24 protein-coding genes are annotated in these 19,989 nt (G+C 72.6%); 15 read left to right on the forward strand and 9 right to left on the reverse strand.

Annotated features, from left to right (window positions below):
* The first annotated feature begins 36 nt into the window (after positions 1-36).
* Together DMB66_RS00645 and DMB66_RS00650 are read left to right on the forward strand one after the other, a co-directional pair.
* Complete coding sequence (locus DMB66_RS00645) at positions 37-1,224, forward strand: sensor histidine kinase (protein WP_233624191.1); 1,188 nt, start codon at positions 37-39, stop codon at positions 1,222-1,224.
* Positions 1,212-1,892 carry a response regulator transcription factor gene (locus DMB66_RS00650; protein ID WP_125802000.1) on the forward strand — a complete coding sequence of 227 codons (681 nt, stop codon included), beginning with the start codon at positions 1,212-1,214 and terminating at the stop codon, positions 1,890-1,892. Before DMB66_RS00645 ends, DMB66_RS00650 begins: the two co-directional genes overlap by 13 nt.
* Here the strand turns inward: DMB66_RS00650 and DMB66_RS00655 are convergent.
* From DMB66_RS00655 to DMB66_RS00670, 4 genes are read right to left on the reverse strand one after another with little or no spacing between them, the layout of a single operon-like run.
* On the reverse strand, positions 1,889-2,506 hold the full coding sequence (locus tag DMB66_RS00655; protein WP_125802001.1) for an isoprenylcysteine carboxylmethyltransferase family protein: 618 nt from the start codon (positions 2,504-2,506) through the stop codon (positions 1,889-1,891). The two genes, DMB66_RS00650 and DMB66_RS00655, sit on opposite strands and share 4 nt — an antisense overlap.
* A 3-nt stretch (positions 2,507-2,509) precedes the next feature.
* Positions 2,510-3,220: a cation transporter gene (locus DMB66_RS00660; protein WP_125802002.1), complete on the reverse strand. Its 711-nt coding sequence runs from the start codon at positions 3,218-3,220 to the stop codon at positions 2,510-2,512.
* Positions 3,217-3,552, reverse strand: coding sequence for a helix-turn-helix transcriptional regulator (locus DMB66_RS00665; RefSeq protein WP_125802003.1), 336 nt, complete (start codon positions 3,550-3,552; stop codon positions 3,217-3,219). The genes DMB66_RS00660 and DMB66_RS00665 overlap by 4 nt, the downstream gene beginning before the upstream one ends.
* Positions 3,553-3,567: 15 nt before the next feature.
* Positions 3,568-4,980, reverse strand: a complete 1,413-nt coding sequence (locus DMB66_RS00670) for a DHA2 family efflux MFS transporter permease subunit (RefSeq protein ID WP_125802004.1) — start codon at positions 4,978-4,980, stop codon at positions 3,568-3,570.
* Positions 4,981-5,038: 58 nt separating this feature from the next.
* Here DMB66_RS00670 and DMB66_RS00675 point away from each other — a divergent pair, with 58 nt between their 5' ends.
* The 6 genes from DMB66_RS00675 (at position 5,039) to DMB66_RS00695 (ending at position 9,217) form a co-directional block, all read left to right on the forward strand.
* The gene (locus tag DMB66_RS00675) at positions 5,039-5,620 is read left to right on the forward strand and encodes a TetR/AcrR family transcriptional regulator (protein ID WP_125802005.1); all 582 of its coding nucleotides are present in this window, start codon (positions 5,039-5,041) and stop codon (positions 5,618-5,620) included.
* Positions 5,621-5,837: 217 nt separating this feature from the next.
* Positions 5,838-6,737, forward strand: a complete 900-nt coding sequence (locus DMB66_RS00680) for an aminoglycoside phosphotransferase family protein (protein ID WP_125802006.1) — start codon at positions 5,838-5,840, stop codon at positions 6,735-6,737.
* An 8-nt stretch (positions 6,738-6,745) separates the two neighbouring features.
* Positions 6,746-6,883: a hypothetical protein gene (locus DMB66_RS60940; RefSeq protein ID WP_158647096.1), complete on the forward strand. Its 138-nt coding sequence runs from the start codon at positions 6,746-6,748 to the stop codon at positions 6,881-6,883.
* A 168-nt stretch (positions 6,884-7,051) separates the two neighbouring features.
* The gene (locus DMB66_RS00685; protein ID WP_233624192.1) at positions 7,052-7,633 is read left to right on the forward strand and encodes an ATP-binding cassette domain-containing protein; all 582 of its coding nucleotides are present in this window, start codon (positions 7,052-7,054) and stop codon (positions 7,631-7,633) included.
* Positions 7,626-8,426, forward strand: a complete 801-nt coding sequence (locus DMB66_RS00690) for an ABC-2 family transporter protein (RefSeq protein WP_125802007.1) — start codon at positions 7,626-7,628, stop codon at positions 8,424-8,426. The genes DMB66_RS00685 and DMB66_RS00690 overlap by 8 nt, the downstream gene beginning before the upstream one ends.
* The gene (locus tag DMB66_RS00695; protein WP_125802008.1) at positions 8,423-9,217 is read left to right on the forward strand and encodes an ABC transporter permease; all 795 of its coding nucleotides are present in this window, start codon (positions 8,423-8,425) and stop codon (positions 9,215-9,217) included. Before DMB66_RS00690 ends, DMB66_RS00695 begins: the two co-directional genes overlap by 4 nt.
* Before the next feature lie 222 nt (positions 9,218-9,439).
* Here DMB66_RS00695 and DMB66_RS00700 read toward each other — a convergent pair whose 3' ends face one another.
* From DMB66_RS00700 to DMB66_RS00710, 3 genes are all read right to left on the reverse strand, one after another.
* Positions 9,440-10,219, reverse strand: a complete 780-nt coding sequence (locus DMB66_RS00700; RefSeq protein ID WP_125802009.1) for a sulfite exporter TauE/SafE family protein — start codon at positions 10,217-10,219, stop codon at positions 9,440-9,442.
* Positions 10,220-10,290: 71 nt separating this feature from the next.
* The gene (locus DMB66_RS00705; RefSeq protein ID WP_125802010.1) at positions 10,291-11,796 is read right to left on the reverse strand and encodes a GNAT family N-acetyltransferase; all 1,506 of its coding nucleotides are present in this window, start codon (positions 11,794-11,796) and stop codon (positions 10,291-10,293) included.
* Between the two features lie 49 nt (positions 11,797-11,845).
* Positions 11,846-13,267 carry an MFS transporter gene (locus tag DMB66_RS00710; protein WP_199751624.1) on the reverse strand — a complete coding sequence of 474 codons (1,422 nt, stop codon included), beginning with the start codon at positions 13,265-13,267 and terminating at the stop codon, positions 11,846-11,848.
* 93 nt (positions 13,268-13,360) lie between these two features.
* Here DMB66_RS00710 and DMB66_RS00715 point away from each other — a divergent pair, with 93 nt between their 5' ends.
* From DMB66_RS00715 to DMB66_RS00740, 6 genes are all read left to right on the forward strand, one after another.
* The gene (locus DMB66_RS00715; RefSeq protein ID WP_125802011.1) at positions 13,361-13,948 is read left to right on the forward strand and encodes a TetR/AcrR family transcriptional regulator; all 588 of its coding nucleotides are present in this window, start codon (positions 13,361-13,363) and stop codon (positions 13,946-13,948) included.
* Positions 13,949-14,027: 79 nt separating this feature from the next.
* Positions 14,028-15,188 (forward strand): tryptophan synthase subunit beta, encoded by a 1,161-nt coding sequence (gene trpB, locus DMB66_RS00720; RefSeq protein ID WP_125802037.1) that lies wholly within the window; start codon positions 14,028-14,030, stop codon positions 15,186-15,188.
* A complete protein-coding gene (trpA, locus tag DMB66_RS00725; protein WP_233624193.1) occupies positions 15,185-15,997 on the forward strand; it encodes a tryptophan synthase subunit alpha in 813 nt (270 codons plus the stop codon). The genes trpB and trpA overlap by 4 nt, the downstream gene beginning before the upstream one ends.
* On the forward strand, positions 15,900-16,694 hold the full coding sequence (locus DMB66_RS00730; protein WP_370318317.1) for a GntR family transcriptional regulator: 795 nt from the start codon (positions 15,900-15,902) through the stop codon (positions 16,692-16,694). Before trpA ends, DMB66_RS00730 begins: the two co-directional genes overlap by 98 nt.
* A gap of 92 nt (positions 16,695-16,786) precedes the next feature.
* Positions 16,787-17,410, forward strand: coding sequence for a TetR/AcrR family transcriptional regulator (locus tag DMB66_RS00735; protein ID WP_125802013.1), 624 nt, complete (start codon positions 16,787-16,789; stop codon positions 17,408-17,410).
* Positions 17,407-17,979, forward strand: a complete 573-nt coding sequence (locus tag DMB66_RS00740) for an SRPBCC domain-containing protein (RefSeq protein WP_125802014.1) — start codon at positions 17,407-17,409, stop codon at positions 17,977-17,979. The genes DMB66_RS00735 and DMB66_RS00740 overlap by 4 nt, the downstream gene beginning before the upstream one ends.
* Before the next feature lie 16 nt (positions 17,980-17,995).
* Here DMB66_RS00740 and DMB66_RS00745 read toward each other — a convergent pair whose 3' ends face one another.
* Positions 17,996-18,790 carry a hypothetical protein gene (locus tag DMB66_RS00745; protein WP_125802015.1) on the reverse strand — a complete coding sequence of 265 codons (795 nt, stop codon included), beginning with the start codon at positions 18,788-18,790 and terminating at the stop codon, positions 17,996-17,998.
* A 75-nt stretch (positions 18,791-18,865) separates the two neighbouring features.
* On the reverse strand, positions 18,866-19,444 hold the full coding sequence (locus tag DMB66_RS00750) for a helix-turn-helix domain-containing protein (RefSeq protein ID WP_125802016.1): 579 nt from the start codon (positions 19,442-19,444) through the stop codon (positions 18,866-18,868).
* 65 nt (positions 19,445-19,509) lie between these two features.
* Between DMB66_RS00750 and DMB66_RS00755 the strand changes: the two genes are divergently transcribed.
* Complete coding sequence (locus tag DMB66_RS00755; protein WP_125802017.1) at positions 19,510-19,986, forward strand: DinB family protein; 477 nt, start codon at positions 19,510-19,512, stop codon at positions 19,984-19,986.
* Positions 19,987-19,989 lie beyond the last annotated feature (3 nt).

Raw genomic sequence — 19,989 nt, forward strand, 5'->3', positions numbered from 1 at the left:
TGCCCGGCCGGGGCGCCGGATCGTAGGCTTCGGCACATGGCCGGCCTGGTGTTCACTCTGCTCGTTCCCGATCCGGTGGGAAGCCGCCGGTCGGCGGCCCGGAACCGGCTGGCCGACGCCGTCGCGGTCACGGTGGCACTGGCGTACGGGTCGGTGATGGTGCCGCTCGGTGACGCCACGCGCGCGGGCGCACCGCTGCCCTGGCTCGCCGACGTCGGGCTCGGCGTGCTCTGCTGCGCCGCCCTGGTGCTGCTGCGCCGCCGGTGGCCGGTCGGGCTGGCCCTCGCCCTGCTGCCGGTCAGCACGGTGTCGGTGATGGCGACCGGCGCGGTCATCGTCGCGCTGTTCACCGTGGCGATCCACCGTCGCGGCCCGGTCGCGCTGGCCCTCGGCGTGGCATACGTGGCGGTCGTGCCGGTGTACTTCGTGCTGCACGACAACCCGGAGTTCCCGGTGTGGGTGGACGTGCTGGTCCGCGCGGTCACCACCGCGGGGGCGCTGGGGTGGGGAATGTTCGTGCGGGCGTACCGGCGGCTGACCGAGACGCTGCGCGAGCACGCCGCCCGGCTCGAGGCCGAGCAGCACTTGCGGGTCGACCAGGCCCGGCTGACCGAGCGGGCGCGGATCGCGCGGGAGATGCACGACGTGCTGGCCCACCGGATGTCGCTGGTCAGCCTGCACGCCGGGGCGCTGGAGGTGCGCACCGACGCCCGGCCGGAGGAGGTGGCGATCGCGGCGGGGGCGATCCGGGCCAGCGCCCACGAGGCCCTGGAGGAGCTCCGCGGCGTGATCGGGGTGCTGCGCGAGGGCGCGGTGGGCCGCCCCGAGCCGCCCCAGCCCGGCCTGGCCGACCTGCCGGGACTGGTCGACAGCGCCCGGGCGATGGGCATGTCGGTGGGCTACACCTGCGCGGTGCCGGCGGGCGGGCCGTCGGTGGTGCTGGGGCGGACGGCCTACCGGATCGTGCAGGAGGGGCTCACGAACGCGCGCAAGCACGCGCCGGGAACGGCGGTGCGGGTGCTGCTCGACGGCGGGCCCGGCGCCGAGCTGCGGATCAGGATCTCCAACCCGTATCCCCGGCAGGCGCCGGGCCCCGGGGTGCCGGGTGCGGGGATGGGCCTGGTCGGGGTCAGCGAACGGGCGGCGCTGGCCGGCGGCCACGTCGAGTACGGCCGGCGGGACGACGACTTCCACCTTGAGGCCCGGCTGCCATGGCCGACCTGAACCACCGGGCGCGGCCGATCCGGCTCGCGATCGTGGACGACGATCCGCTGGTGCGGGCCGGGCTGCGCATTCTGCTGGGCGGTTCGCCGGACATCGAGATCGTCGCGGAGGCCGGCGACGGCGCGCAGGCCGCCGCGCTGGCCGACGCGCACTGGCCCGACGTGGTGCTGATGGACATCAGGATGCCCAAGGTCGACGGGCTGACCGCGACCCGGCGGCTGCGGTCGCGGCCGGCGCCGCCCCAGGTGATCGTGCTGACCACGTTCCACGCCGACGAGCACGTGCTGGACGCGCTGCGCGCCGGTGCCAGCGGCTTCCTGCTCAAGGACACCCCGCCGCGCGACATCATCGAGGCGGTCCGGGCGGTGGCGGGCGGCTCGGCCACCCTGTCGCCGGCCGTGATCCGGCAGCTGATCGACCACGTCGCCGACCCCGCGGCCGGACCGCGCCGGGACCGCGCCCGGACCCGGCTGGCGACGCTGACCGAACGAGAACGCGAGGTGGCGCTGGGGCTCGGCCGGGGCTGGTCGAACGCGGAGATCGGCACCGAGCTGGTGATGAGCCTGCCGACGGTGAAGGGCCACGTGTCCCGGCTGCTGGCGAAGCTCGGGCTGAACAACCGGGTCCAGGTGGCGCTCCTGGTCCACGACGCCGAGCTGCTCACCTAGCCCGTCGGCCAGCCGGAGCGTGCGGTGAGGCCGGGCAGGAAGCGGCCGACCCGGGCCGCGTAGTCGGTGTAGGCCTGGCCGTGCGTACGCACCAGGTACGGCTCCTCGACCGCCCGGACCTGCACCTGGATCGAGGCGATGAGCACCACCGTCGCGGCGAGCGACACGACGTTGGGCACCATCAGCGCCAGGCCGGCACTGGTCACGATCATCGCGGTGAAGATCGGATTGCGGACCACGGCGAACGCGCTGGCGGTGACCAGCGCGGTCCGCTCCTGCGGATCGACACCGATACGCCACGAGGCGCCCATGGTCAACTGGGCCAGCAGTGTCGCGCCGATCCCGGCGCCGGCCAGGACCAGCCCGGCGACGGCGACGGCCCGGTGGTTCAGCGCACCGAGCCCGGCCAGCCCGGCCAGTGCCGCGACGGGACCGGCCAGCCCGAGGACGAGGGCGGCGAGAAACGACAGCTTGGCCCACCAGCGCAGCGAACCGATCCGGCCGGCGTCGAGGCGCAGTCCGGTGTCGCCGGTGCGGCGCCACTGCACGATGCTGCGTACGCCGAAGGCGAGAACCAGTCCGAGCAGGTAGAACCCGAGCGCGAGCGATGCCATGACCTACTCTCCGTCCCGGCAGCAGCCGTCGGCGCAGGACCGGTCCGGCTCGGCGCGCAGCGCCGCGCCCGGCGCGCAGCAGGCATCACCGCGCCACGCCTCCCGGCCTTCCTTGACCGCCACCGCCGCGATCACCAGCGCCGCGAGGGGATCAGCCCACCACCAGCCCAGCGTGGCATTGACGATCAGACCGACCAGCAAAACCCCCGACAGGTACGTGCACAGCAGCGTCTGCCTGGAGTCGGCGACCGCCGAGGCGGAACCGAACTCCCGGCCCGCCCGCCGCTGCGCGTGCGACAGGATCGGCATCACCAGCAGGCTCAACGCCGCCAGGCCGATCCCGACCGGGGAATGCCCGGCTTCGGCGGCCCCGGCGAGGGCCCGGACCGACTCGACGGTGACGTAGGCGGCCAGGGCGAAGAACGAGGCGCCGATGATCCGCAGGGCGGCCTTCTCCCGCCGGTGCGGATCCGCGGCGCTGAACTGCCATGCCACCGCTGCCGCGGAGGCGACCTCGACCACCGAATCCAGGCCGAACCCGATCAGCGCGGTGGACGAGGCGATCGTCCCGGCGGTGATCGCGACGACCGCCTCGACGACGTTGTAGGTGATCGTGGCGGCGACCAGCAGCCGGATCCGGCGGCGCAGCAACGATTGTCGCGCGGGCGACGGCGCCGCGGCCACCAGGGGCAGGAGTCGTGGTGGGTTGGTCATGCGCAGCTCCCGTCGGTGTCGACCGGGCAGGCCGCGTCCGGGTCGATCGCCAGGGTCAGCTCGATCAGGTCGCCGAGCGCGTGCGCCAGGCGCCGGTCGGCGAGCTCGTAGCGTGACCGGCGGCCCTCCGGCGCGGCCACCACCAGACCGCAGCCGCGGAGGCACGCGAGATGGTTGGACAGGTTGGTGCGGGAGACACCGAGCGTGTCGGCCAGGTCGGCGGGATAGGCCGGGCCGTCGCGCAACGCGATCAGCAGCCGGCAGCGGGTCGGATCGGACAGGGCGTGCCCGAACCGGGCCAGCACCTGGGCATGAGCTGCGACGGTCACCATGCCGGCGATAGTACATCATCCGCTGAACTCAGCATCGCGTGAATTATGCCGCGCGTGGTCGTCCTTCGGCGCCCCCGTCCCCGGCATGAGCAGGGCGGGAATGATCGCGAGGGCCGTGAGGGCGATGCTCCAGGTGAAGGCGGCACCGAAGCCGGCGGTGAGCAGGGCGGCGAGGAGCGCCGTGCCGGCCGATCCGCCGAGTTGCTGCAGGAGCCTGATCACGGCGGAGCCCGCGGGCACCTTGGCACGGGAGAGGCGGCTGAAGGCGCCCGCGGTGATGGCGATGTTGGCGGCACTGAGCGCTCCCCCGCGGACGACGAGCGTCGCGGCCAGCAGGAGGTAGCTGGTGTGCGGGCCGGCGAGCGCGAAGGGGATGGTGGCCGCGGCGCAGATGGCGATACCGGTGACGATGATGGTCCTGGCGCCGACGCGGTCGACGATGCCGCCGACCCAGCGGGTCAGCAGCGAGCCGATTCCCTGCAGGGCGAGGATCGTGCCGCTGGCGAGGGCGCCGAGTCCGCGTTCGGCCTGGAAGTAGAGCGGGATGAGGAACAGTCCCCCGTAGAGGGAGAGCCCGCTGAAGAACAGCGCCCCGGACGCACCCGCGAAGGTGCGATCGGTGAACATGCGCAGCGGGATGAGCGCGCGGCCGCCGCGGCACAGGCTCCAGGTGATGAATCCGGCGATGAGCACCAGGCCGGCACCGAGGGGCAGGTAGAACGTCCCGACGGCGTCCGCGCGGTTGGACGTGGCGTTGCCGAGGGCGAAGAGGAGTGCGACCGTGCCGGCGGCGATCAGCAGAAAGCCCGGAACGTCGAGTCCGGCCTGTCGGTTCGATTTCTCGCCGGGCACGACGCGGGCGGCGAGGAGGATCGCGACCAGGCAGAGGGGGATGTTGACGGCGAACACCCACCGCCAGCTCGCGTCGGTGACGATGAGCCCGCCGACGAGCGGCCCGGCGACCGGCGCTATCAGGCTGACCGAGGTGACGATCGTCAGGACCCGGCCGGTCTTCGCCGGGCCCGCGGCGCGGACCAGGATGGTCTGCAGGACCGGTTGGATGATTCCGGCGCCCATGCCCTGCAGGGCCCGGAAGGCGATGAGGCCGCCGAGGTTCCAGGCGAGCCCGGACAGCCCGGAGCCGATCAGGAACACCACGAGCCCCGCCACCCAGAGGCGCTTGGCGCCGAAGCGGGCGGTGGCCCAGGTGGTGAGCGGGATGGTGATGCCGAGGGCGAGCAGGTAGGCGGTCACCACCCACTGGACGGATGTCGCGGGGCTGTGGAATTGGGCGCCGAGGGCGTGCAGCGCGACGTTGACGATCGTGGTGTCCAGCAGCGGGGCGACGCCCCCGATGACCACGACGAGCGCCAGCCGGACGAGGGGTCTGCCCAGGGGCTCGAGTCGCGCGGTCCGGTCTTTCATCATGCCTCCTTAAGATACGCGTGTATCTTACAGCGATAAGAGGCAGGTGTACCCTAAGCTCATGGCCGAGAAGATGCCGCCGGCGCAGCGTCGCCGCGGGACCGCCCTCGAAGACGTCCTTCTCGAGGCGGCCTGGACCGAGTTGCAGCGGACCGGCTATGCGGAATTCACGATCGATGCCGTCGCCAGAGCGGCGCGCACCAGCCGGGCCGTGCTGTACCGGCGCTGGCCCCATCGCGCGGCGCTCGTGCTCGCCGCGCTGCGGGCGCACGTGACGCCGGTGGCCGAGGACGTCCCGGACACCGGAAGTCTCGGCGGCGATGTGATCGCGGTGCTCAGCACGCTGGCCGGCCGTGCGGATGTCGGGGGCCTGGATGTGCTGGTCGGGCTGCTCAGCGAGCTCGACGAGGTGCCGGAGAGCCTCACGACCACCGTGCCCGACGTCCTGCGCCAGGTACTCGCCCGGGCGGCGGCCCGCGGCGAGATCGGCCGGGGCGACATCCCGGCGACCGTCCTGGAACTGCCGGTCTTCCTGCTGCGCTACGACATGGTCGTCAACCGGCGCACGCCGAGCGGGGAAAGGCTCACCGAGATCGTCGACGACCTCTTCCTGCCCCTGGTCCAGCGCTACGCGTCGGCCTAGCCTTCCGGCCTGGATGATCTCTGCCGGTGGTCGCACGCGGCCGGGGAACGCATGATCGGCTGGCCGGCGTGCCAGTTGTGCCAGATCGCGACGGGCACGGAGCCGACCCCAAGATCCGCACCTGCCTGCTCGTTCGGAGCTGCTCCGCTCAGTTCGTGCGGAAGGGGGAATGTGAAACTCGTTAGCCAGGAAGGTCGGTCGAGGCGATGATCGCGGCGTGATCTCCACTCCCCCGGACGGCCGTGCCGGCATCGATATCGCACTGGTTCGGCGCCTGCTCGCCGAGCAGTTTCCACAATGGAGCGGTCTGCGGGTGCGTCCGGTGGAGGTCGACGGTTGGGACAACCGGACCTACCGTCTGGGCGACGACATGACGGTGCGGCTGCCCACCGCCGTCGGCTATGTCCCCGCGGTGGCCAAGGAGAATGACTGGCTGCCGCGGCTCGCGCCGCAGTTGCCGGTGGCTGTGCCGCCGATCCTCGCCCTCGGATTGCCCGGCGAGGGCTACCCCTTCCCGTGGTCCGTGCGCGGCTGGCTGCCCGGCGAGACAGCAGACCGGGGACGCATCGCCGACATGGCGCAGTTCGCGATCTCGGTGGCCGATTTCCTGCGTGCTCTCCAGCGCTGCGACACGGTCGGTGGCCCGGTCGCCGGGGAGCACAGCGCATATCGGGGGGCGACGCCGGCTCACTACGACCAGGAAACCCGCCGGTGTCTGGCCGCGTTGACCGGCCTGATCGACACGACCCGTGCCGCCGCCGTGTGGGACGCCGCCCTGACCGCGCCGTGGACCGGGCCGCCGGTGTGGTTCCACGGCGACATCGCCTCCGGCAACCTCCTGGTCGCTGACGGAAAACTGACGGCTGTCATCGACTTCGGCACCTCGGGCGTCGGGGACCCCGCCTGCGACCTGGTGATCGCCTGGACGATGTTCTCCGGCGCGAGCCGCGAAGCATTCCGGCAAGCGATCGGCCTCGACGACGGCACCTGGGCGCGAGCCCGAGGCTGGGCCCTGTGGAAGGCGCTGCTGGTTCTCGCCCGAAGCATCGACACCGAACCCGACCTGGCCGCCACCAACCAGCACCTGATCCGCGAAATCCTCACCGAGAAAAAGTGATGGTAACGATGGACACCAGCCTGGCGGCGCGGCCACTGCCGCACGGTCCGCTGAGCACCCTGGCCACACTCGCCTCCCGGACCGGTCACCCCAGCGCCGGCCTCGGCATCGGCCGTCGCGGGTCCGTCGAGACGGTCGAGCCGTGATCGAGGTACGCGACCTGGCCAAGCATTTCCCGGTGCACCGGCGCGAGCCGGGCCTGCGTGCCGCGCTGCGCTCCCTCGTGCGGCGTGAGTACCACACCGTCCGTGCGGTCGATCAGGTCAGCTTCACGATTCCGGAAGGGGAGGTGGTCGGCTTCCTCGGTCCCAACGGTGCCGGCAAGACGACCACCCGAGCTGATCGCCCTGCTGGACCTCGAACCCCTGCTCGGCAAGCAGGTTCGGGTCCTCAGCCTCGGCGAGCGGATGCGCTGCGAGCTCGCCGGCGCGCTGCTGCACCGGCCGGACGTGCTCTTCCTCGACGAGCCGGCGCTCGGCCTGGACGTCAACGGCCAAGCGGCGGTGCGCACCTTCCTGCGCGACTACAACGCCCAGCACGGCGCGACCATCCTGCTGACCAGCCACTACATGGCCGACGTGACCGCGCTGGCCCGCCGGGTGCTGGTCATCGACCACGGCACCCTGCGCTTCGACGGCGACCTCGCCGCGCTGGTCGAAACGCACTCGCCGCACCGGCTGGTCCGGGTCACCCTGCGCGAGGCCGCACCGGCGCACACCTGGGCGGGCTTCAGCGAAGTGTCCGCCGTGGACGGCGCGGTGGTCACGCTCCTGGTCCCGCGCGCCGAAACGGCCGCGATCGCGGCCCGGCTGCTGACCACCCTGCCGGTCGAGGACGTCGCGATCGAGGATCCGCCGATCGAGGACATCATCCGGGCGGTCTTCGCCGATGCGTGACCTGCTCACCGCCTACCCTCCGCTGGTGCGCAGCGCGGCACTGGTGGCCGTCACCTACCGGGGCCGGACCATCCTGGGCGTGATCACCGGCTTCTTCCCCCTGCTGACGATGGCGGTGTGGCTCACCGTGGTCGCCGAGGCCGGGCCACCGGCGGGCTGGACCACCGGCGACTTCCTCTCCTACTACGCGGCGGCGACGCTGCTGTGGAACCTCTCCGGCGACCACGTCGTGTGGCAGTGGGACGCGGACATGCGCAGCGGCGACCTGTCCGTGCGGCTGCTGCGCCCCGTGCACCCCTTCCACCAGTACGCCACCAGCGCCCTCGGGCATCGCCTGGTGTCCCTGACGATGCTGGCCCCGGCCCTGGCGATCGCCGCGCTGCTCGTACCGGGCCTGGACTACCCAGCCGATCCGGTCCGGCTCGCCGCCGTCGCCGGCGCGCTGATCCTGGCGTACGGGGTCAGCCTGCTCATGGCGTCGACATTCGCCCTCATCGGCTTCTGGAGCACCCAGACGACCAACACGTGGATGCTGTGGTGGGGCCTCGGCTCGTTCACCTCCGGCTGGGTCGCCCCGCTGGCACTGATGCCGGACTGGGTACGCACAGCAGCCGCCATCCTGCCGTTCCGCACCACGATGGGCTTCCCCGTCGAGTTGCTGATGGGCCGCCTCGACGTGCGCCAAACCCTGTACGGCTTCGCGGTCGGGCTCGGCTGGCTCGCGGTGTTCGCCCTGCTGTACCGGCTCACCTGGCGGCGCGGCGTCCGCCGCTACCAGGCGGTGGCCGGATGACCAGGTGGACCCGCCACGCCCGCATCCTGAGCATCTGCTGGCGGGCGGCCGTGGCCAGCGAGCTGGAGTACCGGCTGAACTTCGTCTCCAACGTCGCCCTCAGCATGTTCTGGATGCTGTGGGCGGTCGCCGGGGCATCGGTCTACTTCCGGTACACCGGCGCTGTGGCCGGCTGGACCAATGCCGAGGTCCTCGTCGTGATCGGCCTGTTCTTCACCCTCAACGGCCTACGCCAGATGGTGCTGCAGCCCAACCTGGAACGCATGACCGACTACGTGCGCCTCGGCACGCTCGACTTCCTGCTCATCAAGCCGTTCGACGCGCAACTCCTGGTCAGCCTGCGCCACCTGAACGTCAACACCCTGCTCGACCCGGTGCTCGGCCTGGCACTCACCACCACCGGGATCGTCCTCACCGGCCGGGGCACGTCCGTGACCGCCCTCGCGTCCTTCGCCTGGATGGTGACATGCGCCGTGTTGCTGATGTACGCCCTGACCGTCCTGATGATGGCACTCGCCGTGAAGCTGGTAGCCGCCGAAGAACTCGACCGAGTCAGCTTCGCCTTCGTCGAACTGTCCCGCTTCCCGGTCGACCTGTACCGCAACCCCGTACAGACCATCCTCACCGTCGTGCCGATCGCGTTCCTGACCACCTACCCCGCCGCCGCACTGCTCGGCCGCCTCAACCCCGCCATGCTGCTGGTCGCACCTGCCGCAGCAGGCTCCGCTGTCCTCCTCGCCACGCTCGCCTGGCGGCGCTCACTCCGCTCCTACGCCGGCGCGAGCGCCTGACCCAGGCGTGCCCTCGCCAACCCGAGACACGAACCGCGCCGCCACAAGATCCGGCCGCAGCGCCGAGCGGGCGGTGGGCCTGATCGCCTGATCGGGGTCGATAACCGTTCGGCGAATGGCGATTTACCACGATCAAGGTGCCCGCGAGGAACCCCGGCAGGACGGAGTGCCACACAGATCCTCACTGTGGTTCGCTGTTCCGCATCCCTTGGTATAGATCATCTAGGCGAGGCCTTGGATCAGGTAGAGCACGGCGAGCGCGGTGGCGAGCGTGCCCAGGAGCAGCCGCAGCGCGTTCTCGGGCAGGTGGGGCTGCAGCCGGGCGCCGAGGTGACCACCGATGAGCCCGCCCGCTCCGCAGAGCAGGCCGAGCGTCCAGTGCGGGGCGATGTCGCCGGTGGTGGTCAGGGCGAGGATGCCGTACGTGCCGGCGCCGACGATGGACGTGACGAAGGTGGCGGCCAGGGCCGCCGGCGCGATCCGGGTCATCGGGGTGCCGCGGCCGGCGAGGACGGGGCCGAGGATCGAGCCGCCGCCGATGCCGTAGATCCCGCCGACGGTGCCGGTGATGACGCTGAGGCCCAGGACGGCCCGCCGGGACAGCGGTGGCCGGTCGGGCGTGCCGGGGCGCAGGGCGCGGGCGCCGAGCCAGAGCCCGAGTGGGAGCAGGACCGCGGCGGCCACGAGGCGGAACACCCGAGGCCCCGGGATCGCGAAGACCCGGATGAGCGCGCCGAGGATCACGCCGGGCACGGTGCCCGCGATCAGCAGCCGCGCGAGCGAGCCGGTGAGCTGGCCGTTGCGGCGGTAGCGGGCCAGAGCACCGGGCCCGGAGACGACGTTGAACAGCAGGTTCGTGGGTGTGACCGCGGGGCTGGGCACGTGCAGCACGCTGAGCTGGACAGGGAGCAGAAACACCGCTCCGGACACGCCGACCGGCGCCGTGCTGACCGAGATCAGCAGACCGGCGACGAAGCCGGTGAGCCCGGTCTGCCAGGTCATCGGCCGGGGACCGGCGGCGGGCGGCACATGATCGACACGGTATCGAGAAGATGTTGCGTGATGTGTGAACGTCAGTTGCGGGGCCAGACCCGGACCGGCACCCGGGGGAACGCGGCGGTCAGGAAGCGCTCGGTGCGGCGGTCCCGCAGCAGGCAGTCCGGCCAGGCGTCGAGCACCTCGGACAGGGTCCGGTGGCCGAGGGCGAGGTGGAGCAGGGCACCGGGCGGGACGGCGGCGTGCGTACCCCGGTCGGCGGACGGGCCGACCGCGCCGCGCACCGCTGTCACCGTCGTCAGCTCACCCTCGGTGAAGCCCAACCGGGCCGCGCGGCCGTAGAGGTCGATCACCAGCGCGGGCTCAGGCCAGCGCAGATCCGCCGCGTGCCAGCGAGCCCGCAGCAGCGGCAGCAGCCGGGCGAGCAGGTCGACCGGGTCGCCGGTGCGCACGTACCAGGCCCCGGGCCGCTTCGGTACGCCCGGCGGGCCGAACCGGACCAGCGGATGGTCCGCGTCCAGGATGGGGCGGACCGCGACAAACGGCTGACCCGCCGTCGCCTCGTAGGAGCGGCCGACGTTACCGAGGTGGGCGTGCATCGCGGCGGCGGCCCCCGGCCATTCGGCCGGCCGCTCGCAGGCCGCCGCGAAGGTGATCAGCTCGCCGCCGGAGGAGAGCCGGGCGCCGTGGACCAGGTAGCCGCGCACCTCGTCTCCGCGCACCTCGTCTCCGCGCACCTCGTCTCCGCGCACCTCGTCTCCGCGCACCTCGTCTCCGCGCACCTCGTCGCCGCGCACGAGGACGGCGACCGCGCGGCGGGCGAGATCCGCCGGACGGCGCCCGGCGATCTCGTACCGCCACACCTCGGCGTCCCTCGGGCAGACCAGGGCGTCCCCGTCGGCGAGCCGCCGGTCGATGCCGGCGAGGGCATCCGCGTCGGCGACAGTGGCGGGGCGGACCGTCAGGCCGGCGGCGGCTTCCGGCTCAGTGACCGCCAGCGCGGCGGCGGGCACCACGGCGGCGCCGCCGTTGGCCAGGGCGTAGTCGTAGCCGAACCGCCGGTAGAAGGAGGGGATCCCCTCGATCATCTGGATCGGCACGCCGTCGGCCGCGCACCGCTGGTGCAGCGCGGCGAGCAGCCGGTCGGTGAGCCTGTTCCCGCGGTGCTCGGGCGCCGTGCCGACCAGCTCGACCTGGACGACGGGCAGCCGGACCCCGGCCAGGCTCCAGTCCTGGCGGAGCGCCACCAGGCTGGCCACCGGGCCGGCAACCGGGCGGACCACCGGGCCGGCAACCGAGCCGGCAACCGAGCCGACCACCGGGCCAGCAACCGGGCCGACCACAGGACCGGCAACCGGGCCGGCAACCGGGCGGCCGGTGGCGACCTCCTCGGCGACGAGGAAGTCGCCGGGCGCGACCGAGGGGTGCCCGGCCAGCAGGCCCTCGACCCAGGCGGCGATGCCAGGGTGCGGCTGCCCGCCGGTCACCGACTGGAGCTGGACCGATGCGTGCAGGCGAGCGAGCTCGACGGCGTCGGAGGCGCGGCCCGGCCGGATCACGTATCGGTCGTTTTCCCTGGTCATAACCCTATTCTCCTAGCGGCAGTTCCGGATCGTCGAGGTCAGGACCCGCTCAGTGCGGGCCCGCGGGTCGCCCGCCGGTCGCCTGCCCGGATCGGGAGTGCGGTGTGATGGCGAGCGCGGCGACGGCGGTCACGACGGCGACGATCGCGCCGGTGGTGAAGCCGCGTGTGAACCCCACGGTGCCGGCGCCGGCGATGCTGACGGCGGCGATGCTGGAGGCGACCGCCGCGCCGAGTGCGGCGCCGAATTCGTGGAACGTGCTGACGATGCCGGAGGCCAGGCCGGCTTCGTGCGCCGCCACCTGGCCGAGCGCGGTGGCGGAGGCCACCACGAACAGCGACCCGGTGCCGGCAGCCGCGAGTGTCAGGCCGGCCACCATGGGCGTGGCCCCGGTCCAGAGTGCCGGGACGGCGAGACCGGCGGCGGCGACGACCAGCCCGGCCACGGCGAGGGTCCGCGGTCCGGTGCGGCCGATGAGGCGGCCGGCCAGGTGGGCGCCGAGCATGGTGGACAACGCGACGGGCAGGAAGAGCAGGCCGGTGGCCAGCGCGCCGTAGCCGTAGTGTTCCTGCAGGGCGAAGGTGCCGAGGAAGAACATCATGATCATGAGTACGGTCGCGACGAGGATCAGCAGGGTGCCGGTCGCCACGGGCCGGCGGGTCAGCAGCCGCACGTTCATCAGCGGGCTGGCGGCGAGGCGCTGACGCGTCACGAAGGCGGCGTAGAGGGCCGCCGACGCCGCCAGCAGCGCGGCGGTGGTCAGCGTGCCCCAGCCGTGGTCTCCGGCCCTGATCAGCGCGTAGATCAGGGCCGCGGTCGCCGCGGTCACCAGGGCCGCGCCGGCAACGTCGAGGCGTGCCCGGGTGGCGGGTGCCGGCCGGGCCGGTAGCTGCGCGCGGAGCGTGAGGAGCAGCGCGAGCCCGATCGGGACGTTGATGTAGAAGATCCAGGCCCAGCCCGGGCCGGCGGTCAGCAGCCCGCCGAGCAGAACGCCGAGGGCGGCGCCGCTGCCGCCGAGGGCGGACCAGATGCCGAGCGCCCGGTTGCGCTCGTCGCCGTCGAAGATCGTGACGATGAGCGACAGCGCCGCCGGTGACAGCATGGCGGCGGCCATGCCCTGCGCGACCCGGCCGGTGAGCAGCATCGGCGCGGAGGTGGCCAGGCCCGCGGTCAGCGAGGCTGCCACGAACAGCAGCAGACCGGCGAGGATGAGCCTGCGGGCGCCGAACAGGTCGGCGGCGCGACCGCCGAGCAGCAGCAGGCCGCCGAAGGCGAGCGTGTAGCCGCTGACCACCCAGGTCAGGGTTTCCCGCGACAGGTCGAGCTCCGCGCCCAGCTGGGGCAGGGCGACCGCCACGACGGTGACGTCCAGGATGAGCATGAGTTGCGCGACGCCGACCAGCCCGAGAACGCGCCAGCGTCGTGGATCGGGGATGGGGCTCGAATCGGTCGCGGTCAGGGATTCGGACACAGGATCACCTCCGGGTTAAGTCGTACAGCCGTTGTTCAACTTAGGTCCGGGTACCATAACCCGTACAACCGCTGTTTGACTTAAGGAAGTTGCATGGCTCACTCCGCTGCCCGGCCGGCCCGCCGGGCGGACGCGCGCCTGAACGCCGAGAAGATCGTCCAAGCGGCCGTCAGCTGCCTCGGACGCAGCGCCGAGGCGAGCATGAACGACATCGCCCAGGAGGCGGGCGTCGGCAGGGTGACCCTGTACGCGCACTTCCCGTCCCGGGAGGCGCTGGTCGAAGCCACGATGATCCGGCTGCTGACCGAGGGGGACGAGGTGCTGGCGGCCGTCGATCTCACCGGCGATCCCCGCGACGGGCTGCGGGCGCTCATGGAGTCCGGCTGGCTGCTGATCGCCCAGGCGGCCTCGGTCCTGCAAGCGGCGCTGGCGGCCCTGCCCCCGGGGCGCGTGCAGGAGCTGCACGCCAAGCCGGAACAACGGATCCATGACCTGATCCGCCGAGGCCAGTCCCTGGGCGTCTTCCGGGCCGACATCCAGGCGGACCTGCTGGCCGGCGCCCTGCACCACCTCCTGCACGGCGCGGCAGCCGACGTCGCGGCCGGGCGGCTCGATCCGGCGGACGCGCCACACCTCGTCGCCGAGCTGGCCCTGGCCGTCTGCGCGGTTCCGCAATCCTAAAGTTCTAGAACTCTTGGCAATGTTGTGACACACTCTGCCAAGAGTTCTAGAACTTTGGAGGCACCTCGTGACCGTGCTCATGCGCGAACCCACCGCCGGCGGGCGCTTTGGGGAGTTCGGCGGCAGATACGTCCCCGAGTCCCTGATCCCCGCCTGCCTCGCCCTCACCGAAGCGTTCCGCGAGGCCTGGGTCGACCCGGGATTCCGGCAGGAGCTGGACGCCTACCGCCGCACCTACGCCGGGCGCCCCACCGCCCTCACCGCCGCCCGCAACCTCTCCGCCGAGCTGGGCATCACCCTGCTGCTCAAGCGCGAGGACCTGGCGCACACCGGCTCCCACAAGATCAACAATGTGCTCGGGCAGGCGCTGCTGGCCCGGCGGATGGGCAAGACCCGGCTGATCGCCGAGACCGGGGCCGGCCAGCACGGCGTCGCCACGGCCACCGCGGCGGCGCTGTTCGGGCTGCGGGCCACCGTGTACATGGGCGAGCGGGACATCGAGCGGCAGGCCCTCAACGTCTTCCGGATGCACCTGCTCGGCGCCGAGGTCATCCCGGTGACCAGCGGCAGCCGCACCCTCAAGGACGCCACCAACGAGGCCATGCGGGGCTGGGTGTCGGCCGTCGAGGACACCCACTTCTGCCTCGGGTCGGTCGCCGGGCCGCACCCGTACCCGTGGCTGGTCCGGGAATTTCAGCGGGTGATCGGCGACGAGGCCCGCGGGCAGGCCGCCAGCGAGCTGAGCAGCGGCGTCCCGGACGTCGTCGTCGCCTGCGTGGGCGGCGGATCCAACGCGGCCGGCACGTTCGCGGGCTTCGTCGACACGGATGCCCGCCTGGTCGGCGTCGAGGCGGCCGGCGGGGCGGCGGTGTCCGAGGGCGAGCCCGGCGTGCTGCACGGCTCGCGCTCGCTGGTGCTGCAGGACCGGCACGGCCAGATCGCCGAGGCGCACTCGATCGCGGCCGGCCTGGACTACCCCGGGGTCGGACCCGAGCACGCGCACCTGGGCGGCCTGGGCCGCGCGGCCTATGTGACCGTCACCGACGACGAGGTGCTGGTCGCGGTGCGCCGCCTCGCCGAGCGGGAGGGCATCATCTGCGCGCTCGAATCGGCGCACGCCGTGGCGTGGGTGCTGCGCGCGGCCGGCACTCCCGAGCTGCCGACCGGCTCGACGGTGCTGCTGACCCTCTCGGGCCGCGGCGACAAGGACATGTCCCAGCTGATGGAGGGCCTGCGTTGACCCCCCACGCACCCGGACTCGGCGACGCGCTGCGCGCGGCCGGGCGGCCGTTGCTCGTGCCCTACGTGACCGGCGGCATCACCGCCGACTGGACCGACCTGCTGCTCGCCTACCAGGAGGGCGGTGCGGACGCGATCGAGGTCGGCCTGCCGTTCTCCGACCCGATGCTCGACGGGCCCACCATCCAGGAGGCCTCCGACCGGGCCCTGGCCCGCGGCGCCACGGTGGACTCCATCCTCGCGGACATCGCGGGCACGCCGCTGCGGGTGCCGATCGTCGTCATGACGTACGCGAACATCATCCTGCGGGCCGGAATCGCCGCGCTCGCCGCCGCCGGGGTGTCCGGCCTGATCGTGCCGGACCTGCCGCTCGACGAGTCGGCCGGCCTCGAGGCCGAGGCGGCGGCCGCCGGCATCGACCTGGTGCTGCTCGCCGCGCCCTCGACCCCCGACGACCGGCTGCGGCTGATCGGTGCGCGCAGCCGCGGCTTCGTGTACGCGATCAGCGTCATGGGCACGACCGGCGAGCGCACCACCCTCGCCGCCTCGGCCGCGACCCTGGCCGCCCGGGTCAGGGCGGTCACCGACCTGCCGGTGGTGATCGGCTTCGGGGTGTCGACCCCGGCGCAGGCGGCCGAGGCGGGACGCGCCGGGGACGGGGCGGTGATCGCGTCGGCGCTGATGCGTAGGGTTCTCGACGGAGCCACGGCCGGTGCGCTGGGCGCCGACGTCGCGGCCTACCGCGCCGCACTCGACCTGGGGGTGTCTCCTGGAACGCCGCACGCCGAAATATCAGGTCATCGCGGCTGACCTGACCACGAAGATCCGCGGCGGCGAACTGCCGCCGGGATCGGCGCTGCCGCCGCAGAAGGAGCTCAGCGCCGCGTACGGGGTGACGCTCGTGACGCTGCGGCAGGCGCTGCGGCAGCTCGAGGACGACGGCCTGCTCTCCCAGCAGCCCGGCCGGGGCACCTTCGTCGCGTCGCCGAAGGCCACCTACCGGCTGGACTCGCTGCGCGGGCTGGCCGAGGATCTGCGCGCCCAGGGCCACACGGTCAGCACGGAGATCCTCGACCAGGCCATGCACCGCGCACCGGCCTGGGTGGCGGCGCACCTGGGCACCGGCCGCGCCCTGCGCCTGGAACGGTTGCGGCTGCTGGCCGGCCGGCCCGCGGTGCACCAGCTCTCCTGGGTGGGCTCCCCGGCCGGCGCCGAGCTGCGCGCGGCGGACCTCAGCGACACCTCCCTGTACGCGGCCATCGCCGGGCACGGGATCGTGGTGCACCGCGCCTCGGAGGTGCTGCGCCCGGAGGTGCTGACCGCGCCGGTGGCGGACCTGCTGCGCTCACCCGCGGGGACGCCGGTGTTCGTCTCCGACCGGGTCACCTACGGCCTCGACGACCAGGCGATCGTGGTCGACCGGGCGACGATCCTGGGCACGGCGATGGAGGTCCGCACGGAACGAGCGGTCACCGGCCTGTCGGTGCAGTGGTCCTCGTCGTCCTAGCGGGACGACTTTCGAAACTCGTGTCGCGTAATTGCGGGATCCCTGCTAGGTTATTTACGCTACGCAAGTAGCGGATATCCGGGAGGGGATCCATGGAGGCACCTCGCGGCCGGCCCCGCGACAGCGACGCGGGCCGGCGCATTCTCCAGGCCGCGCGGCACGCGCTGCTGTCGTCGGGGTATGCCGGGCTGTCGATCGACGAGGTGGCACAGCAGGCCGGCGTGGCCAAGACCACGCTCTACCGTCGCTGGCCCACCAAGGACCACCTCGCCATCGCCGTCTACGCGGACATGCTCGATCACGACGTGCCGGTCACCGACACCGGCGATGTCCGCGCCGACCTGGTCGCCTACCTGAGCCAGATCGCCGCCACGCTGGAGAGCGTGCGCCGCGCCGGCCGTCCGTCCGGCGACGCCGATCCGTCCGCCGGCATCGTCGCCGAGCTGGTGGCGGCCGCGGCCCGGCACGCCGACGTCGGCGCGGCCATGCGCGGCCTCTACACGCGCCGGATCAGGCTCGCCGTCGAGCTCGTCGAGCACGCCACGCACCGTGGCGAGCTGCGGGCCGGCACCGACCCGGTCCTGCTCCTCGACCAGCTCGCCGGCGCCCTCTACTACCGCGTGCTCATCACCGGTTCGCCGGTCGACGGCACCTACCTCCAACGCCTCGTCGGCGCCGCACTCGACGGCGCACTGTCCACGAAGGAGCACCCATGACCCTGCCTCAGCTCCCGGTCGAAACGCCACCGCCGACGCGGAAGAGGCCCAGGCGGCGACGTCTGCTCGGGGCCGCGGCGCTCGTGCTGACCGCACTCGCCGGCTACGCCGTCTGGAGCAACACCGTTCCGTACGTGCTGCGCTCCGCCATCACGATCGACGCCACCCCGGAGCAGGTGTGGTCGGTGCTGACCGACCTGCCCGCGTACGAGGAATGGAATCCCTTCATCGTCTCCTCCAGCGGCACCGTCGCGGTCGGCGCGACCCTGACCAACACCATGCGCGACGCCACCGGGGAGATGACGTTCACGCCCACCCTGCTCGCCGTGACACCCGGCCGCGAGCTGCGCTGGCTGGGCAAGCTCGGTCCCGGGGGCGTGTTCGACGGCGAGCACGCCTTCCTGATCGAGCCCGTCGACGGCGGCCGGGTCCGGCTCAGCCAGACCGAGACGTTCTCCGGGGTGGCGGTGCCGTTCTTCCGTGGCCGGCTGCACGACCAGACACTGCCGCAGTTCCGGGCCATGAACGACGCGCTGGCCCGGCGTGTCACCAGCCTCAGCACACCCTGACTGCGCGCGAGTGGGCTCAGGCGTCGTCGGACGGCAGGATCCGGCGGCCGAACTCGACGGTGTCCAGGTCGCCGTGGAACTGGTCGGTGTCGACGTCGGTCTGGGTCGCACTGATCCGCTTGCCGCCGATCACCACGGCGCCGCTGGGCAGGATGTTCGCCAACTGGCCGGTCTGCCGCGCGGGCGGCAGCACCTGCTTGCCCGTCACCGGGTCGTGCACCCGGATCTGGAACAGCACCGGCGACAGGCGGATGCAGGTCACCCGGTACCACCGGCCGACCGCGAGGGTGAAGTCCGCGGCACCGGCCGGCAGCAACACGAAGTTCGTGCCGTCCGACCAGCGGCACGACGGCCGCCCCGAGTCGACCTGCAGCTTCCACTGGCTGACGCCGGCGCCCGCCGCACCGAACTGGAACACGTTCATGCCGGCGTCCGCCGGCGGCGGCTCGGTGAGCCGGATGTCGGCACCGAACACGAACCGGCCTTCCCCGTTGTCTCCCGGTACGAGCGTGACGGTGCTCGCCGGCCGGATGATCGCCTGCGGGCAGGGCGCGGTCGGACAACTGCCGGCGGGAAACCGCAGGATGCGATTGCCGTCGGGCTCGGCCACGGAGGTCACGGCGCCGCCGCTCCCGGTGAGGATGTTCCCGTGCAGCCCGTTGCCGCTGCTGTCGGCGACGCGCGCCGGGTCGGCGAACTCGCCGAGGTATCGCAGCTCCAGGTCGCCCGGAGGTGGCACGGCCGCCGCGGGTGCCGCGGCGGCAAGGACAACGGCACACACAGCGCCGATCATGGAACGCACATACTTCATGTGCGGAAGCACAGCCGATCCGCCGGGCGTGAACAAGGCAAATCTGTGCGACTGCCCCACAATCCCCCGAAATGGTTAAACCAGCCGGCCTACCGGGCGCACCCGTTCGCCCTGGACGCCGATCAGGGTGAGCACCTCGGCGGGCTGCTCGCCGGCGCTGCCGATCCAGTGCGGCACCCGGGTGTCGAACTCGGCTGCCTCGCCGGGACCCAGGCGCAGCGTCCGGCCGCGCAGCACGAACGTGACGTGGCCGTTCAGGACCGAGAACCACTCGTAGCCCTCGTGGCTGCGCGGGCTCGGCGCGCCCCACCGGGACGCCGGCGGGTAGATCACCTTGAACCCCTGGATGCCACCCGCCCGCCTGGCCAGCGGGATGAACGTCATCCCGCGGTGCGACACCGGCCGCAGGTGGATGCGCGGATCGCCGGTGCTCCGGGAGCCGACGAGGTCGTCCAGGGGCACGCCGTGCGCCCGGGCCAACGGCAGCAGCTGCTCCAGCGTGGGGCGCCGCTTGCCGTTCTCCAGCCGGGACAGGGTGCTCGTCGACAGGCCGGTCTCCTGGGCCAGGTCGACGAGGCTGCTCCCGCGGGCCCGCCGCAGCGCCCGCAGCCGGGATCCGACGCCGGTCAGCACATCCTGGTCGATCTCGTCCATGACCCGACTTTGCCAGTCGGCAAACTTCTTGGCCAGTCCGGCGGCCGCCCCCCGATGATCAGGCCATGGACCCGCAACCCTGGACCCGAGACCTCCGCCGCCGGCTCGACGAGCTGCTCGACCAGCATCGCCAGGCACTGCACGACTGCCTCGCCGGACTGACCGAGCAGGAAGCGAGAGCCTCGCTCGTCCCGTCCCGCACGACGCTGCTCGGACTCGTCAAACACGCCACCTACGTCGAGAAGTTCTACTTCGACCACGTCATCACCGGCCGCTCGCTCAAGGAACTGGGCGTCGCCAGTACCCCCGCCCGCTCCTTCGTGCTCACCACGAGCGACACCATCGAGTCCGTCCGGGCGGCCCATCGGGCCGCCTGTCAGGAATCGCGGCACACCGCCGGCACGCTCGACCTCGACCAGGTGGTCGCCGGCCGGAAGGTGCGGTCGGTCTGGGCGATCTACCTCCAGATGCTGCGCGAGCTGGCGCAGCACTGCGGCCACGCCGACATCCTGCGCGAGCAGATCCGCGCCGCCCGGCGCTGACGG

The organism is Actinoplanes sp. ATCC 53533 (assembly GCF_003947245.1).

What these genes read in the sequence shown, in the direction of transcription:
- DMB66_RS00645 (WP_233624191.1), top strand. Translation starts at nt 37, where the DNA reads ATGGCCGGCCTGGTGTTCACTCTGCTCGTTCCCGATCCGGTGGGAAGC.
- DMB66_RS00650 (WP_125802000.1), top strand. Translation starts at nt 1,212, where the DNA reads ATGGCCGACCTGAACCACCGGGCGCGGCCGATCCGGCTCGCGATCGTG.
- DMB66_RS00655 (WP_125802001.1), bottom strand. Translation starts at nt 2,506, where the DNA reads ATGGCATCGCTCGCGCTCGGGTTCTACCTGCTCGGACTGGTTCTCGCC.
- DMB66_RS00660 (WP_125802002.1), bottom strand. Translation starts at nt 3,220, where the DNA reads ATGACCAACCCACCACGACTCCTGCCCCTGGTGGCCGCGGCGCCGTCG.
- DMB66_RS00665 (WP_125802003.1), bottom strand. Translation starts at nt 3,552, where the DNA reads ATGGTGACCGTCGCAGCTCATGCCCAGGTGCTGGCCCGGTTCGGGCAC.
- DMB66_RS00670 (WP_125802004.1), bottom strand. Translation starts at nt 4,980, where the DNA reads ATGATGAAAGACCGGACCGCGCGACTCGAGCCCCTGGGCAGACCCCTC.
- DMB66_RS00675 (WP_125802005.1), top strand. Translation starts at nt 5,039, where the DNA reads ATGGCCGAGAAGATGCCGCCGGCGCAGCGTCGCCGCGGGACCGCCCTC.
- DMB66_RS60940 (WP_158647096.1), top strand. Translation starts at nt 6,746, where the DNA reads ATGGACACCAGCCTGGCGGCGCGGCCACTGCCGCACGGTCCGCTGAGC.
- DMB66_RS00690 (WP_125802007.1), top strand. Translation starts at nt 7,626, where the DNA reads ATGCGTGACCTGCTCACCGCCTACCCTCCGCTGGTGCGCAGCGCGGCA.
- DMB66_RS00695 (WP_125802008.1), top strand. Translation starts at nt 8,423, where the DNA reads ATGACCAGGTGGACCCGCCACGCCCGCATCCTGAGCATCTGCTGGCGG.
- DMB66_RS00700 (WP_125802009.1), bottom strand. Translation starts at nt 10,219, where the DNA reads ATGACCTGGCAGACCGGGCTCACCGGCTTCGTCGCCGGTCTGCTGATC.
- DMB66_RS00705 (WP_125802010.1), bottom strand. Translation starts at nt 11,796, where the DNA reads ATGACCAGGGAAAACGACCGATACGTGATCCGGCCGGGCCGCGCCTCC.
- DMB66_RS00715 (WP_125802011.1), top strand. Translation starts at nt 13,361, where the DNA reads ATGGCTCACTCCGCTGCCCGGCCGGCCCGCCGGGCGGACGCGCGCCTG.
- trpB (WP_125802037.1), top strand. Translation starts at nt 14,028, where the DNA reads ATGCGCGAACCCACCGCCGGCGGGCGCTTTGGGGAGTTCGGCGGCAGA.
- DMB66_RS00735 (WP_125802013.1), top strand. Translation starts at nt 16,787, where the DNA reads ATGGAGGCACCTCGCGGCCGGCCCCGCGACAGCGACGCGGGCCGGCGC.
- DMB66_RS00740 (WP_125802014.1), top strand. Translation starts at nt 17,407, where the DNA reads ATGACCCTGCCTCAGCTCCCGGTCGAAACGCCACCGCCGACGCGGAAG.
- DMB66_RS00745 (WP_125802015.1), bottom strand. Translation starts at nt 18,790, where the DNA reads ATGAAGTATGTGCGTTCCATGATCGGCGCTGTGTGTGCCGTTGTCCTT.
- DMB66_RS00750 (WP_125802016.1), bottom strand. Translation starts at nt 19,444, where the DNA reads ATGGACGAGATCGACCAGGATGTGCTGACCGGCGTCGGATCCCGGCTG.
- DMB66_RS00755 (WP_125802017.1), top strand. Translation starts at nt 19,510, where the DNA reads ATGGACCCGCAACCCTGGACCCGAGACCTCCGCCGCCGGCTCGACGAG.